At 63.7% G+C, this 13,081-nt stretch carries 14 protein-coding genes; 6 read left to right on the forward strand and 8 right to left on the reverse strand.

From position 1 onward, the window contains the following. Positions 1-84: 84 nt before the first annotated feature. The gene (ffh, locus tag ACDK93_RS13520; protein WP_458069316.1) at positions 85-1,488 is read right to left on the reverse strand and encodes a signal recognition particle protein; all 1,404 of its coding nucleotides are present in this window, start codon (positions 1,486-1,488) and stop codon (positions 85-87) included. Between the two features lie 96 nt (positions 1,489-1,584). Between ffh and ACDK93_RS13525 the strand changes: the two genes are divergently transcribed. Then, positions 1,585-2,388: a cytochrome C assembly family protein gene (locus ACDK93_RS13525; RefSeq protein WP_458069318.1), complete on the forward strand. Its 804-nt coding sequence runs from the start codon at positions 1,585-1,587 to the stop codon at positions 2,386-2,388. On the opposite strand, the gene radA is transcribed toward ACDK93_RS13525, so the two are convergent. From radA to ACDK93_RS13560, 7 genes are all read right to left on the reverse strand, one after another. Further along, positions 2,389-3,774, reverse strand: coding sequence for a DNA repair protein RadA (radA, locus tag ACDK93_RS13530; protein WP_458069319.1), 1,386 nt, complete (start codon positions 3,772-3,774; stop codon positions 2,389-2,391). It lies immediately after the preceding gene. Positions 3,775-3,885: 111 nt separating this feature from the next. After that, complete coding sequence (gene alr / locus ACDK93_RS13535; RefSeq protein ID WP_458069321.1) at positions 3,886-4,974, reverse strand: alanine racemase; 1,089 nt, start codon at positions 4,972-4,974, stop codon at positions 3,886-3,888. 157 nt (positions 4,975-5,131) lie between these two features. After that, the gene (locus tag ACDK93_RS13540) at positions 5,132-6,526 is read right to left on the reverse strand and encodes a replicative DNA helicase (protein WP_458069323.1); all 1,395 of its coding nucleotides are present in this window, start codon (positions 6,524-6,526) and stop codon (positions 5,132-5,134) included. A 238-nt stretch (positions 6,527-6,764) separates the two neighbouring features. Continuing rightward, positions 6,765-7,214: a 50S ribosomal protein L9 gene (rplI, locus tag ACDK93_RS13545; RefSeq protein ID WP_458069324.1), complete on the reverse strand. Its 450-nt coding sequence runs from the start codon at positions 7,212-7,214 to the stop codon at positions 6,765-6,767. Between the two features lie 133 nt (positions 7,215-7,347). Then, positions 7,348-7,578, reverse strand: a complete 231-nt coding sequence (rpsR, locus tag ACDK93_RS13550; RefSeq protein WP_007081973.1) for a 30S ribosomal protein S18 — start codon at positions 7,576-7,578, stop codon at positions 7,348-7,350. A 15-nt stretch (positions 7,579-7,593) separates the two neighbouring features. Continuing rightward, on the reverse strand, positions 7,594-8,004 hold the full coding sequence (gene rpsF, locus ACDK93_RS13555) for a 30S ribosomal protein S6 (protein WP_458069326.1): 411 nt from the start codon (positions 8,002-8,004) through the stop codon (positions 7,594-7,596). Between the two features lie 258 nt (positions 8,005-8,262). After that, positions 8,263-8,589 carry a HesB/IscA family protein gene (locus ACDK93_RS13560; protein WP_458072465.1) on the reverse strand — a complete coding sequence of 109 codons (327 nt, stop codon included), beginning with the start codon at positions 8,587-8,589 and terminating at the stop codon, positions 8,263-8,265. A gap of 222 nt (positions 8,590-8,811) precedes the next feature. Between ACDK93_RS13560 and asnS the strand changes: the two genes are divergently transcribed. The 5 genes from asnS to nei are packed head-to-tail and all read left to right on the forward strand — an operon-like array spanning position 8,812 to position 13,033. Continuing rightward, positions 8,812-10,227 carry an asparagine--tRNA ligase gene (gene asnS, locus ACDK93_RS13565; RefSeq protein ID WP_458069327.1) on the forward strand — a complete coding sequence of 472 codons (1,416 nt, stop codon included), beginning with the start codon at positions 8,812-8,814 and terminating at the stop codon, positions 10,225-10,227. Positions 10,228-10,241: 14 nt separating this feature from the next. Next, the gene (locus ACDK93_RS13570; protein ID WP_458069328.1) at positions 10,242-11,111 is read left to right on the forward strand and encodes a hypothetical protein; all 870 of its coding nucleotides are present in this window, start codon (positions 10,242-10,244) and stop codon (positions 11,109-11,111) included. After that, entirely contained in the window at positions 11,108-11,419 is a 312-nt protein-coding gene (locus tag ACDK93_RS13575) for a hypothetical protein (RefSeq protein ID WP_458069330.1), read from the forward strand. The genes ACDK93_RS13570 and ACDK93_RS13575 overlap by 4 nt, the downstream gene beginning before the upstream one ends. A gap of 19 nt (positions 11,420-11,438) precedes the next feature. Then, the gene (locus tag ACDK93_RS13580) at positions 11,439-12,230 is read left to right on the forward strand and encodes an SDR family oxidoreductase (RefSeq protein ID WP_458069332.1); all 792 of its coding nucleotides are present in this window, start codon (positions 11,439-11,441) and stop codon (positions 12,228-12,230) included. Between the two features lie 11 nt (positions 12,231-12,241). Then, positions 12,242-13,033 carry an endonuclease VIII gene (gene nei / locus ACDK93_RS13585; RefSeq protein ID WP_458069334.1) on the forward strand — a complete coding sequence of 264 codons (792 nt, stop codon included), beginning with the start codon at positions 12,242-12,244 and terminating at the stop codon, positions 13,031-13,033. Positions 13,034-13,081 lie beyond the last annotated feature (48 nt).

Consider the following 13,081-nt stretch of genomic DNA (forward strand, 5'->3'; position numbering starts at 1 on the left):
CCATTCCTGCCGCGCACTCAACAAGTCCAGCAAAGCCAATGTTCCCCGTTCCCCGTTCCCCGTTCCCCGTTCCCCGCCTTCACATCAGCGCATCGGCGGCAAGCCGCCACCGCCCATGCCACCCATTCCGCCCGTGCCACCCATACCCTTCATCGCGCCGCGCATCTGGCGCATCAGGCCCTTGGTGCCGCCCTTGGACAGCTTGGACATCATTTTTTCCATCTGCATGTACTGCTTGAGCAGGCGGTTGACGTCGGCCGGCTGGGTGCCGGAGCCGCGCGCCACGCGGGCGCGGCGCGAGCCGTTCAGCAGATCCGGATGGCGGCGCTCTTTCTTGGTCATCGAGCTGATGATGGCGATCATGCGCTTCATCTCGCTGTCGTTGACCTTGGACTTGACGCTGTCCGGCAGGCTGGAGACGCCGGGCAACTTGTCCATCAAGCCGGCCAGACCGCCCATATTGCCCATCTGCTCGAGCTGATCCTTCATATCGTTCAAGTCGAAGCGTTTGCCCTTCATCACCTTCTGGGCAAGCTTCTGGGCCTTTTCCTGATCGACCTTGCGCTCGACTTCCTCGACCAGCGACAGCACGTCGCCCATGCCTAGGATGCGCTGGGCCAGACGATCGGGATGGAACGGCTCGAGCGCATCGGTCTTCTCGCCCGCACCCAGAAACTTGATCGGCCGGCCGGTGATGTAGCGCACCGACAGCGCCGCGCCGCCGCGGGCGTCGCCATCGGTCTTGGTCAGGATCACGCCGGTCAGCGGCAGCGCCTCGCTGAACGCCTTCGCCGTGGTGGCGGCATCCTGGCCGGTCATCGAGTCGACCACAAACAAGGTCTCGATCGGATTGATCGCCGAGTGCAGCGCCTTGATCTCGGCCATCATCGCTTCGTCGACGGCCAGACGGCCGGCAGTGTCGACCAGCAGCACGTCGATCACTTCGCGCTTGGCCGCGGCGATCGCGGCCTTGGCGATGTCGACCGGACTCTGCGACGCGTCCGACGGGAAGAACTTCACCCCGACCTGCTCGGCCAGCGTGCGTAGCTGTTCGATCGCGGCCGGACGGTAGACGTCACAGCTCACCACCATTACCTTTTTCTTCTTGCGCTCGGTCAGCAGGCGCGCCAGCTTGGCCACCGTGGTCGTTTTGCCGGCACCCTGCAGGCCGGCCAGCAAAACGACCGCCGGCGGCTGCTGGGCCAGGTTCAGTTCGGTATTGGCGGTGCCCATCACCGTGGTCAGCTCGTCGCTGACGACTTTCACCAGGGCCTGGCCCGGACTCAGGCTCTTCATCACGTCCTGGCCCACCGCACGCACCTTGATGCGCTGGATCAGCGCCTGCACCACGGGCAGCGCGACGTCGGCTTCCAAGAGAGCGATGCGCACTTCGCGCAGCGACTCGCGGATGTTTTCCTCGGTCAGTCGGCCGCGGCCGCGCAGGCGATTGACGGTGGTGGAAAGGCGTTGGCTGAGCGACTCGAACATGACAGGACCGGCGAACAGGAAAGTATCTGATTATAGCGGACGGATCGATGCCCGCTGTCTGCACGTGCCGCAAAGCCTGTGCGACACTTCCGGCCTATGCTCATCCACACCCTCGCCGCGTTCGCCATCGCGCTTTATCTCGCCGCCTCAGCGGCGCTGGCACGGCCGTTGTTTAACGGCGGCCAGCCGCTGAACAGGCTGGCCTTAGCCCTTGCCGGCAGCGCCGTGGTGCTGCATGCCGCCATTCTTCTCGGCGCACATCGCGGCGCGCTGGATCTGCACTTTTTTGCTGCGCTTTCGCTGGTGGCGTTTGTGGTGGCGACGCTGACCCTGCTGGTGAATCTATCGCGCCCGGTCGCGGCGCTGGGCGTGATCGTATTTCCGCTGACGGCGCTGCTGGTTTTTGTCGACAGCTTTATCGCACCGCCGACCCTGCCCCACCCGATGGACTGGCAGATCAAGCTGCACGTGACGGTAGCCCTCATTGCCTTCAGCGTGCTCTCGATAGCGGCCGTGTTGGCAATTTTGCTGGCGGTGCAGGAACGCGCGCTGCGTCATCGCCAGTTCAGTCCGTGGATGCGCGCGCTACCGCCGCTGACCTTGACCGAAACGCTGCTTTTCCGGCTGATCGCCGCGGGTTTTCTGCTGCTGACGCTGACCTTGATCACCGGCGCGCTGTTTGTCGACAACCTTTTCAGCCAGCACCTGGCGCACAAGACCGTGCTATCGATCGTCGCGTGGCTGGTCTTCGGCCTGCTGCTGTATGGCCGCTGGCGTCACGGCTGGCGTGGCCAGCGCGCGGTCAATCTCACCTTGATCGGCATGGCCGTGCTGCTGCTGGCTTTTTTCGGCTCGAAGTTCGTGCTGGAACTGATCCTGCATCGCGGCATCGACAGCTGATTAACGGCAGGCGTCGATCGCGTCCGACAGGCGCTCTACCCCGATCACTTCCATCTCCCCAACGCGGCCTTTCTTCGGCGCATTCGCCTTCGGCACGATGGCGCGTTTGAAGCCGTGGGTCGCCGCTTCTTTCAATCGTTCTTCGCCATTGGGTATCGGACGAATTTCGCCGGAAAGTCCCACTTCGCCGAAGGTGACGGTCTGATCAGGCAAAGGCCGATCGCGCAGTGATGACAGCACCGCCAGCAGCACCGGCAGATCGGCGGCCGTTTCCTGCACGCGGATGCCGCCAACCACGTTGACGAACACATCCTGATCGTACGCCGCGACGCCCCCGTGGCGATGCAGCACGGCCAGCAGCATGGCCAGTCGATTCTGATCCAGACCCAGCGCCACGCGACGCGGATTGCCCAGCGACGACTGATCGACCAAGGCCTGCACCTCGACCAGCAGCGGCCGCGAACCTTCGCGAGTGACCATCACCGCACTGCCGGAGGTCGGCCCGGTATGTGCGGACAAAAAAATGGCCGAGGGATTGGGCACCTCACGCAGGCCCTTGTCCGACATCGCGAACACGCCCAGCTCGTTCACCGCGCCGAAGCGGTTCTTGAATGCGCGCAGGATGCGAAACCGGCTGCCCGATTCGCCCTCGAAGTACAGCACCGCATCGACCATGTGTTCGAGCACGCGTGGGCCAGCGATGCCGCCCTCTTTCGTGACGTGGCCGACCAGAAACACCGAGGTTCCGGTCTCCTTGGCGAAGCGCGTGAGCTTGGCCGCCGACTCGCGCACCTGGCTCACCGAGCCTGGCGCCGCGGTCAGCAGTTCGGTCCAGATGGTCTGGATCGAGTCGATCACCAGCACGCGCGGTCGGGTGGCGAGGGCCTGCTCCAGAATCCGCTCGATGCAGGTTTCCGCCAGCGCCTGCAGCGGCTCCAGCGGCAGACCCAGCCGCTGCGCGCGCGAAGCGACCTGCGACAGCGATTCCTCGCCGGTGACATAGACGCTGGAAAGCTGGGCGCCCAACGTGCCCAAGACCTGCAGCAGCAGGGTCGATTTGCCAATGCCCGGATCACCGCCGATCAGCACCACCGAGCCCTGCACCAGACCACCGCCGAGCACGCGATCAAGCTCGCCGATGCCGGTATGCGTGCGCGCCTCTGTCGTCAATGCCACTTCGGTCAGCGGCGTGATGCGCGCGCTGCCTGCCGCATTGCCGGCATAGCTGGAACGCTGCGCGCCGACCGACGCCTTGGCCACCGACGACGGCGTCAGCACGATCTCGCTCAGCGTGTTCCACACGCCGCACTCGATGCACTGACCTTGCCACTTGCTGTGCTCGCCGCCGCACTCGGTGCAGACATAGGCGGTTTTGGCTTTGGCCATCGGACTCTCGTTACGCGATGCAATCAATACGCGAGCTTAGCCTGCCGCGGTCGCAAATCGCGAGACGAATGAACGGATACGGCTGTCGGCCTTGATCGCCGGCCGACGTGGCTAGTTTTCGTCTTCGACGACCAGCACGCGGCGCGTCATGCCGCAGGTGAGATCGTAGGAGATCGTTCCCGCCTGGGCCGCAATGCGCTCGACCGGCAGCGACGGTCCCCACAGCGTGACTCGATCACCTACCCTGGCCTGCGGCGCACCGCGCAGATCCAGCGTGATCAGATCCATCGACACACGACCGATCAGCGGCACCGTCTGCTCGCCAAGCAAGACCGGTGTGCCCGCCGGCGCACTGCGCGGGTAACCGTCACCGTATCCGACGGCGGCCACGCCGACATTCATGTCTTCGGGGCAAGTCCAGGTGCCGTTGTAGCCGATCCGTTCGCCGCGCTTGATCGGATTGATCGCGATGAGCCGCGTACTCAGGCTCATCGCTGGACGAAAGCCGAAATCCGCGCCGGTCTTGCCGTCCACCACGGACAGGCCGTAGAGCAAACCGCCGGTGCGCACCCAGTCGGCGCGCGCGTCGGGCCAGCCGATCGCGGCGGCGGAATTGGACAACGATCGCGGACCGGGCAGGCCCTGGGTCGCCTCACTAAAACGCGCCATCTGCAGCGGCGTCTGCTCGCCATCGGTGACTTCTGACTCGGAGAAGTGCGTCATCAGACCGATCTCGGGATCGACACCCGGCATGGCCAGCAGCCGCGCATGCACCTCGGCCACGCGCTCGGGCGCAAAGCCCAGCCGGTGCATGCCGCTGTCGATCTTCAGCCACACGCGCAGCTTGCCGCGCTCGGGCGTGGTGTGCGCCAACCACTGCAGCTGCGATTCGTGATGAATCGCCGCCTCCAGCATCAGCCGCTGCATCTCGGTGATGTCACTGGCGTTATCGGGTCCGGACAGCACCACGATGCGCTGGTGGTGCCCCGCCGCGCGCAGGCGCAGCCCATCGCCGATCGCCGCCACCGCAAACATGTCGGCATCGGCGGCCAGCGCGCGCGCCACGCGCTCCAGCCCGTGGCCGTAAGCGTCGGCCTTGACCACGGCCATCACTTTCGCCGGCGCAGCGATCGCCTTCAGCCGCGCCAGGTTGTGGCGAAGCGCACCGAGATGGATGGTGGCGACGGTGGTGCGGCTCATGGGATTTTGAAGACGGGAACAGGGAACGGGGAATGGGGAACATGCAGCACGCGCGCGGCAATCGTTTGCCGCGTCATAGCTACAATTCGATAAATCAGAGAACGGCACTCTACCGAAAACTTTGTGTTCCCCATTCCCCGTTCCCCATTCCCCGCTCTCAATCGAACGTCCCCCCGAACGAATCGGAAGCGTAGTTCTCGAACTTGGTGTAGTGGCCGAGAAAGGTCAGCTTGCACGTGTCGGTGGGGCCGTTACGCTGCTTGCCGATGATGATTTCGGCCATACCCTTGTCGGGGGATTCCTTGTTGTAGTAATCGTCGCGGTAGATAAACATGATCACGTCCGCGTCCTGCTCGATAGCGCCGGACTCGCGCAGATCGGACATCATCGGCCGCTTGTCGGCGCGCTGCTCGAGCGAGCGGTTCAACTGAGAGAGTGCGATCACGGGTACGTTCAACTCCTTGGCCAGGCCCTTGAGTGAACGCGAAATTTCTGAAATTTCGGTGGCGCGATTCTCCTTGTTGCCGGGCACCTGCATCAGCTGCAGGTAATCGATCACGATCAGGCCCAGGCCGCCGTGCTCGCGATGCAGTCGGCGCGCGCGCGAGCGCAGCTCGACTGGCGACAGGCTGGGCGTGTCGTCGATGAAAATTTTCGCCTCGGACAGAATCTGGATGGCGTTGGAAACGCGCGGCCAGTCTTCCTCCTGCAGGTCGCCGTTGCGCAGATGCTGCTGGTGGATGCGCCCGACCGAGGAAATCAGGCGGAACGCCAGCTGCGAGGCCGACATTTCCATCGAGAACACCACCACCGCCTTCTTGCTTCGGATGGCTGCGGTCTCGGCAATGTTCAGTGCAAAGGCGGTCTTGCCCATCGAGGGGCGCGCCGCCACGATGATCAAATCCGACGGCTGCAGGCCCGAGGTGAGATTGTCCAGATCGGTGAAGCCGGTGGTGATGCCGGTGAGCTGGCCGCGGTTTTCGTAGCGCTCGGTCAGCAGGCGGAATGCGTCTTTCACCGCCTCACGCATGGAGACGGAATCCTTCTTGCCGCGCGCGCCGGATTCAGCGATATGGAATACGCGCTGCTCGGCGCTTTCCAGCACCTCCTGCATGCTCTTGCCTTCCGGGCGATAGCCGTCTTCGGTGATCGACGTGCCCGCGTCGATCAGCTGACGCATCACCGACTTCTCGCGCACGATGCCGGCGTAAGCGGTAATGTTCGCCGCGCTGGGCGTGCTGTTGGCCAGTTCGATCAGATAGCCCGCGCCGCCAACCATCTCAGCCAGTCCGTTGCTCTCGAACCAGTCGCCCAGGGTTACCGCGTCGCATGGCATGCCCTTGTTGGCAAGCTCGTTGATCGCCCGCCAGATCAGCCGGTGATCCTTGCGGTAGAAGTCCAGCTCGGACAGTTTGTCGGCCACCTTGTCCAGCGCGTCAGGCGCCAGCATGAGGCCACCGAGCACGGCCTGCTCCGCGTCGATCGAATGCGGCGGCACGCGCAGCGCCTCGATCGCCGAGGAAGATGACTTGCGTTCGGGCACGAAGGACATGGAATTACCTCACGGAAAAACGAGCCGGCGCCGACACCGGAGGCGTGGCAGCTCTGACGGTCATCATACGCGGCGTCATCTCAGCCGCCGAGACAATAACTCTGTGGATAAGCTGTGCGTTGCTGTGGATAGAAGTGCGAGCGGACCCTCAAATCACGCCGATCCCGTAGCCGCGTCCGCCAAAGAAAACGGGCGCCCGAAGGCGCCCGTTTCATGGCATCGAAGCAAGCTCTAAAGCTTACTTGTCGCCGACCACGATCACCTTGACGGTGGTGTGGATGTCTGCATGCAGATGCACGGCTACGTCGTACTCGCCAGTGTTGCGCAGCGGGCCTTCGCCCAGAATCACTTCGTTCTTGTTCACGACAAAGCCAGCGGTCGTGAGCGCTTCGGCGATGTCGCGCGGACCGACCGAACCGAATAGCTTGCCTTCGGCACTGGCGTGCGCCGAAATGGTGACGGACGCATCGGCCAGCTTGGTCTGACGGGCCTGGGCGTCGGCCAGCAGGCTGTCGGCCTTGGCTTCGTACTCGGCACGGCGCTGCTCGAACGCAGCCAGGTTGGCGGCATTGACGCGAACGGCCTTGCCCTGCGGCAGGAGGAAGTTGCGGCCGTAGCCCGGCTTCACGACGACCTTGTCGCCGAGCGTGCCGAGGTTGCGGACTTTCTGCAGAAGAATGAGTTCCATGGTGTATCCCTATTCGTTAGCGCCGGTGTGGCCCGACGCAGCCGTGGACGGCTGTCCGAAATATCTGAGAGTCCCGCCCGACGTAGCCGGCGAAACCGAAGGCAGGCAACCCGAAGGTCGCCTGCCGGCACGATCAGACGTCGTGGTTGTCGGTGTACGGCAGCAGCGAGAGGAAGCGCGCGCGCTTGATCGCCGTGGCCAGCTGACGCTGATAGCGCGCCTTGGTTCCGGTGATGCGGCTGGGCACGATCTTGCCATTCTCGGTCACGTACTGGCGCAGCGTATTGAGATCCTTGTAGTCGATCTCTTTGACGTCTTCGGCAGTGAAGCGGCAGAACTTGCGGCGGCGAAAAAACTTGGACATGGTCTTGAGCTCCTATCAGTCGTCGCTGTCGCGATCGTTGTCGCGGTCGAGACCGCCATCGTCGTCATCGCGGCGACGCGAGGACTTGGCATCATCTTTCTCTTTGCTCTTGATGATGAAGGACGGCTCGGTATCCGCCTCGTCGCGACGCACCACCAGGTGGCGCAGCACGGCGTCGTTGAAGCGGAAGCCCGACTCCAGTTCGTTCAGCGCGTTCTGGCTCACTTCGATATTGAGCATCACGTAGTGAGCCTTGGCCAGGTTCACGATCGGATAGGCCAGCTGACGGCGGCCCCAGTCTTCCAGGCGGTGCAGTTTGCCACCGTCGGTCTCGACCAGCGCCTTGTAGCGCTCGATCATCGCCGGAACCTGTTCGCTCTGGTCAGGGTGGACCAGAAACACAACTTCGTAATGACGCAGGGTCATTGGGGTTTGACTCCTTCTGGATGCGGCCTTGCGGCCTTGCAGCCTCCCGCCGTTGCGGTGAGGCAAGTGCCCGCACGGACGCGTGAGGTCCGGACAGAAGCGGAATTGTACGGCGTCGGCGGGGGATCGCGCAAGTTATTGGTGCGCAAGGGCTTAAGCCAGGGACGAGGCTCGAGCAGCGAGGGCGCGAAAAACGAGACCGGCGGGACGATTACCGTATGACGACAATCCCCGCCGCTCGCCTCTTCCCCGTCCTTCTTACCCCACCGTAAAGCTTTCGCCGCAGCCGCATTCGCCGGTGGCGTTGGGGTTGTGGAAAACGAAGCTCGCGTTGAGCCCCTGGCGTTGAAAATCGATCACTGTGCCTTCGACCAACGCGAGGCTCTTGTCGTTGACGATCAGCGGCACGCCGTCCACATCGACCGTTTTGTCACCCTCATCCAGGGACTCGGCCAGATCAACCACGTAGGCGAAACCGGAGCAGCCGGTGCGCTTGACGCCAAAACGCACGCCCGCGGCGGTCGGCGTGTTCGCCAGGAAATGGCGCATGCGGTCGCTGGCGGCAGGAGTGATCGTGATGGTCATGGCGGCAGGTAGAACCTCAAACGGTAGCGCGGAGCAGGAGTGCGAAACGGACGCGATGCGCTGATTGGACAAACGGGTCGGACAAACAGGCCGCTGCAAAGTCGCGGCATCCGTGAAAGCTACATTATCATGGCGGTTCAACCTGCACGCCCAATGCGCGGCGTGCGCTTTCATTATCGGCGCTCTCCTTTAGATAAGGCGTCCAGGCAGGAGTTTCAATTCATGGCAGCGGTCAGCCCAACGGTGTGCAGCGTCAAACAGGCCCTATACGGTGCCATCGAGGCCGGCAGCAGCGTCACCGTGCGCGGCTGGGTGCGGACGCGGCGCGATTCGAAGGCGGGCCTGTCCTTCGTCAATGTCACCGACGGCTCCTGCTTCGACCCTATCCAGGCGGTGGTGCCGGCCACGCTGGCCAATTACGACACCGAAGTGAAGCACCTCACGGCCGGTGCCGGCGTCATCGTCAGCGGCACCCTGGTGCCTTCGCAGGGCAAGGGCCAGAGCTTCGAGCTGCAGGCCACGTCGGTTGAAGTAACCGGCCTGGTCGATGATCCGGAAACCTATCCGATCCAGCCCAAGAAGCACTCGATGGAGTTCCTGCGCGAGGTCGCCCACCTGCGCCCGCGCACCAACCTGTTTGGCGCGGTGACCCGCGTGCGCCACACGATGATGATGGCGATCCATCGGCATCTCACCGAGCGCGGCTACTTCTGGATCAACACGCCGATCATCACCACCTCCGACGCCGAGGGCGCCGGCGACATGTTTCGCCTGTCCACGCTGGACCTGGCCAACCTGCCGCGCGACGATAAGGGCAAGATCGACTTCCGCAAGGATTTCTTTGGCCGCGAAGCCTTTCTGACCGTTTCGGGCCAGCTCAACGTCGAGTCGTACTGCATGGCGATGAGCAAGGTCTATACCTTTGGACCAACCTTCCGCGCGGAAAACTCCAACACGCCGAGGCATCTGGCCGAGTTCTGGATGGTGGAGCCGGAGATCGCCTTCGCCGACCTCAGCGTCAACGCCGACGAGGCCGAAGCGTTGCTCAAGGCCATCTTCAAAACGATTCTCGACGAGCGCGCGGACGACATGGCGTTTTTTGCCGAGCGCGTGCAGAGCGACGCCATCAGCCGTCTAGAAGCTTTTATTGCCAAACCGTTCGAACGCATTGATTACACCGATGCGATTACCATCCTTCAGAAGTCCGGACAGACCTTCGATTACCCTGTCGCCTGGGGTATCGACCTGCAGACCGAGCACGAGCGTTACCTGGCCGAGAAACATATTGGCCGGCCTGTGGTCGTTATGAACTACCCCGAGGCAATCAAGGCCTTCTACATGCGCTTGAACGATGACGAAAAGACCGTGGCGGCGATGGACGTGCTGGCGCCCGGCATCGGTGAAATCATCGGCGGTGCGCAGCGCGAGGAGCGGCTGGATTATCTGGACCGGCGGATGACCCAGTTCGGTCTCGATACGGCCACTTATGGCTGGTACCGTGACCTGCGCCGCTACGGCACGGTGCCGCATGCGGGCTTCGGCCTGGGCTTCGAACGTCTGCTGGTTTACGTGTGCGGGCTGTCGAACATCCGCGATGCCATCCCCTTCCCTCGCGCCGCTGGCACGGCCGAATTCTGAGTAACGCCAAGGCAATGACGTATCGATTACCCGCACTGTTCATCGCGCTGATATCCATTGCCCTGCTGGGCGGCTGCCATACCGCCAAAAGCCTGTTGCCGGACACGCTGATTCCACCGAATCTCAGGCCGCCGGCCGAAAACAGCGGCGACGCCCTGAAGCTGGCGCAAAAAAAACTTCAGGACGCCTCGCCGTGCTGCAGCAGCTTCGCCGATTTTTCCTACCAGACCATCCTGCCGTGGCAGCCGCAGAAGTTCGTCCTCGGCAGCGATGCCATGGTGGCGAACTTGAACGGCACACACAGCTACTTTCTGGCCTTTCGCCTGCCGACCGGCATGAAGCTGCCCTATCGCGTGGCGATCAAGTCGGAATTGAACGGCCGCTGGCTGAGTTCGAGCTATCTGTTTGCACCCACCATCGTCACGCTTGATGGCGGGTTCCAGCCCATCGGCACGAGCGACATCACCCTGTGCGAACACGTGGGCTGGAGCAGCGAAACCACGGGGGCGTTTGGCGCCGTCTCGATCAAGGATGAAAAGGCGCGGTATCTGCTCGTCTACAGCTCGGCGGCGCAACAGTCAGGCAAGACCTACTGGGAACAGTCGCCTGCGGCAGCAACCACAAACGCGACAGGCTCGGTGCCTTCGGTGTCCATGAGTGCCAGCGGCAGCTTCAGCGTGCCGCACGGCCCGGACGGCACGCTGTGGGTTGGCATGATGGACAAGACCTATGCCAAGGCCGTGGATAACGCGATCTGCAAGAAGCCGCCACCCGGCAGCGGCGTGCTCAATACATTGCGGGCCGACTTGCCGATTCCATGGATCAACGGCAAGGACTCTGAGAACAGCAGCAACAAGTCCGACGACAGCAAAAGCACGCAATGATCACTCTTTATCTGGCGCTGCTACTGGTTGGCATCATTGCGTTCGTGCTCTCGTACGTCGCCCAGTTCAGGCTCGCCAGCCTGATGCGGCAACGCCATCCGCAGCAGTGGAAGATCATCGCCGAGCCGGAATCCGGCAAGCCCTCGGGTCTGCGCACCTGGGTTCGCATGCAGCATGCGATGCGCTCGCCCGCCATCGCCGTGCTGGAAAACGCGGCCATCAACGGCTGGCTGCGCGTATGGCGAACCAGCCCGTGGCTAGGCTGGGCCTGCTGGCTGGCCGCGCTGGCCATGCGCATGCTGCACTGACCGAACAAAGGAGCGCCGCGTGAAACTCGATCTGACGGGACGACATGCGCTGGTCTGCGGCGCGTCGCAGGGCATCGGCCGCGCCAGCGCCGTCGAACTGGCCGAACTCGGCGCCGACGTCACGCTGCTGGCGCGGTCAGGCGATGCGCTGAAGTCCCTCGTCGAAAGCCTGCCGCGCATTCACGGTGCGCAGCGCCACCGCTGGCACGCCGTCGACATGCACGACACGGCCGCGCTGCAAACCACGGCAGCAAGCATCGTCGCCGAAGCGCGGGTGCACATCCTTATCAACAACACCGGCGGGCCACCCGGCGGCCCGATCCAGAACGCGCCACTGGCCGAATTCGAGAGCGCTTTTCGTCAACAACTGCTGGCTGGCCAGGTGCTGCTGCAGGCGGTGCTTCCGGGCATGCGTGCCAGCGGTTACGGGCGCCTGGTCAACGTGATCTCCACCTCGGTCAAGGAGCCGATTGCAGGGCTTGGCGTTTCCAATACCGTGCGCGCCGCCGTGGCGGCGTGGGCCAAGACGCTGGCCGGCGAGCTGGCGGCCGACGGCATCACCGTCAACAGCGTGCTGCCCGGCTACACCCGCACCCAGCGGCTGGACAGCCTGCTGGCCGCCCAGGCGACATCCAGCGGACGCAGCGAGCAGGAAATCGCCGAAAGCCTTCTGGCCACAGTGCCGGCTCGCCGCTTTGGCGAGACCAGCGAAGTGGCCGCCGTTATCGCCTTTCTCTGCACGCCGGCCGCGGCTTACGTCAACGGCGTGAGCATCGCCGTCGACGGCGGCCGCACCCGTGCGCTGAGCTGAGCTGACCGACGATGCCGGAAGGTCCTGAAATCCGCCGAGCGGCCGATGCGCTGGCCGCCGCCGTGGTCGGGCAGCCGCTGCGCACGGTCTGGTTTGCCTATGCCGAGCTGAAGCCGTACGAAAAGAAACTGCAGGGTCGTCGCATCGAAGCGATCACTCCTCAGGGAAAAGCCCTGCTCACCCGCTTCGACAACGGCCTGACGCTTTACAGCCACAACCAGCTTTACGGCGTGTGGCGCGTCGCAAAAGCGGGCCAGCGCCCGGCGACCAGTCGCGTGCTGCGCGTGGCGCTTGAAACCGCCGAGCACGCCATTCTTCTGTACAGCGCCTCCGATATATCGATCTGGCCGACCGCGCGCGTGCACGAGCATCCGTTTCTTCAGCGCATCGGGCCGGACGTGCTCGACGAAACGCTTGATGAAATCAGGGTCGAAGCACAATTGAGCGATCGCCGATTTGCGCGGCGCCAGCTGGGCGCATTGCTGCTCGACCAGGCGTTTCTGGCTGGACTCGGCAATTATCTGCGGGTGGAAATTCTGTGGCAGGCGCAGCTGCTGCCGACGCGCCGGCCGGCGGATCTGGACGATACCGAACGGTATGCGCTGACCCATGCCCTGCTCGACCTGCCGCGGCGCTCCTACAAAACCCGCGGCCGTCGCGGCGCCGGCCACCTGCAGGACACGCCGTTCAAATTCCGCGCGTACGAGCGCGAAGGCAAACCGTGCCCGCGCTGCAAAACCCTTCTGCAAAAAAGCATGGTGGCCAGCCGGCCCTTCTATTTCTGTCCCGGGTGTCAGCACTGAGCTCGCGTTATGCTCATACGGGCGATGCCATCCAACCGCCGCACCGGA

It is taken from the genome of Rhodanobacter sp. BL-MT-08, assembly GCF_054161255.1.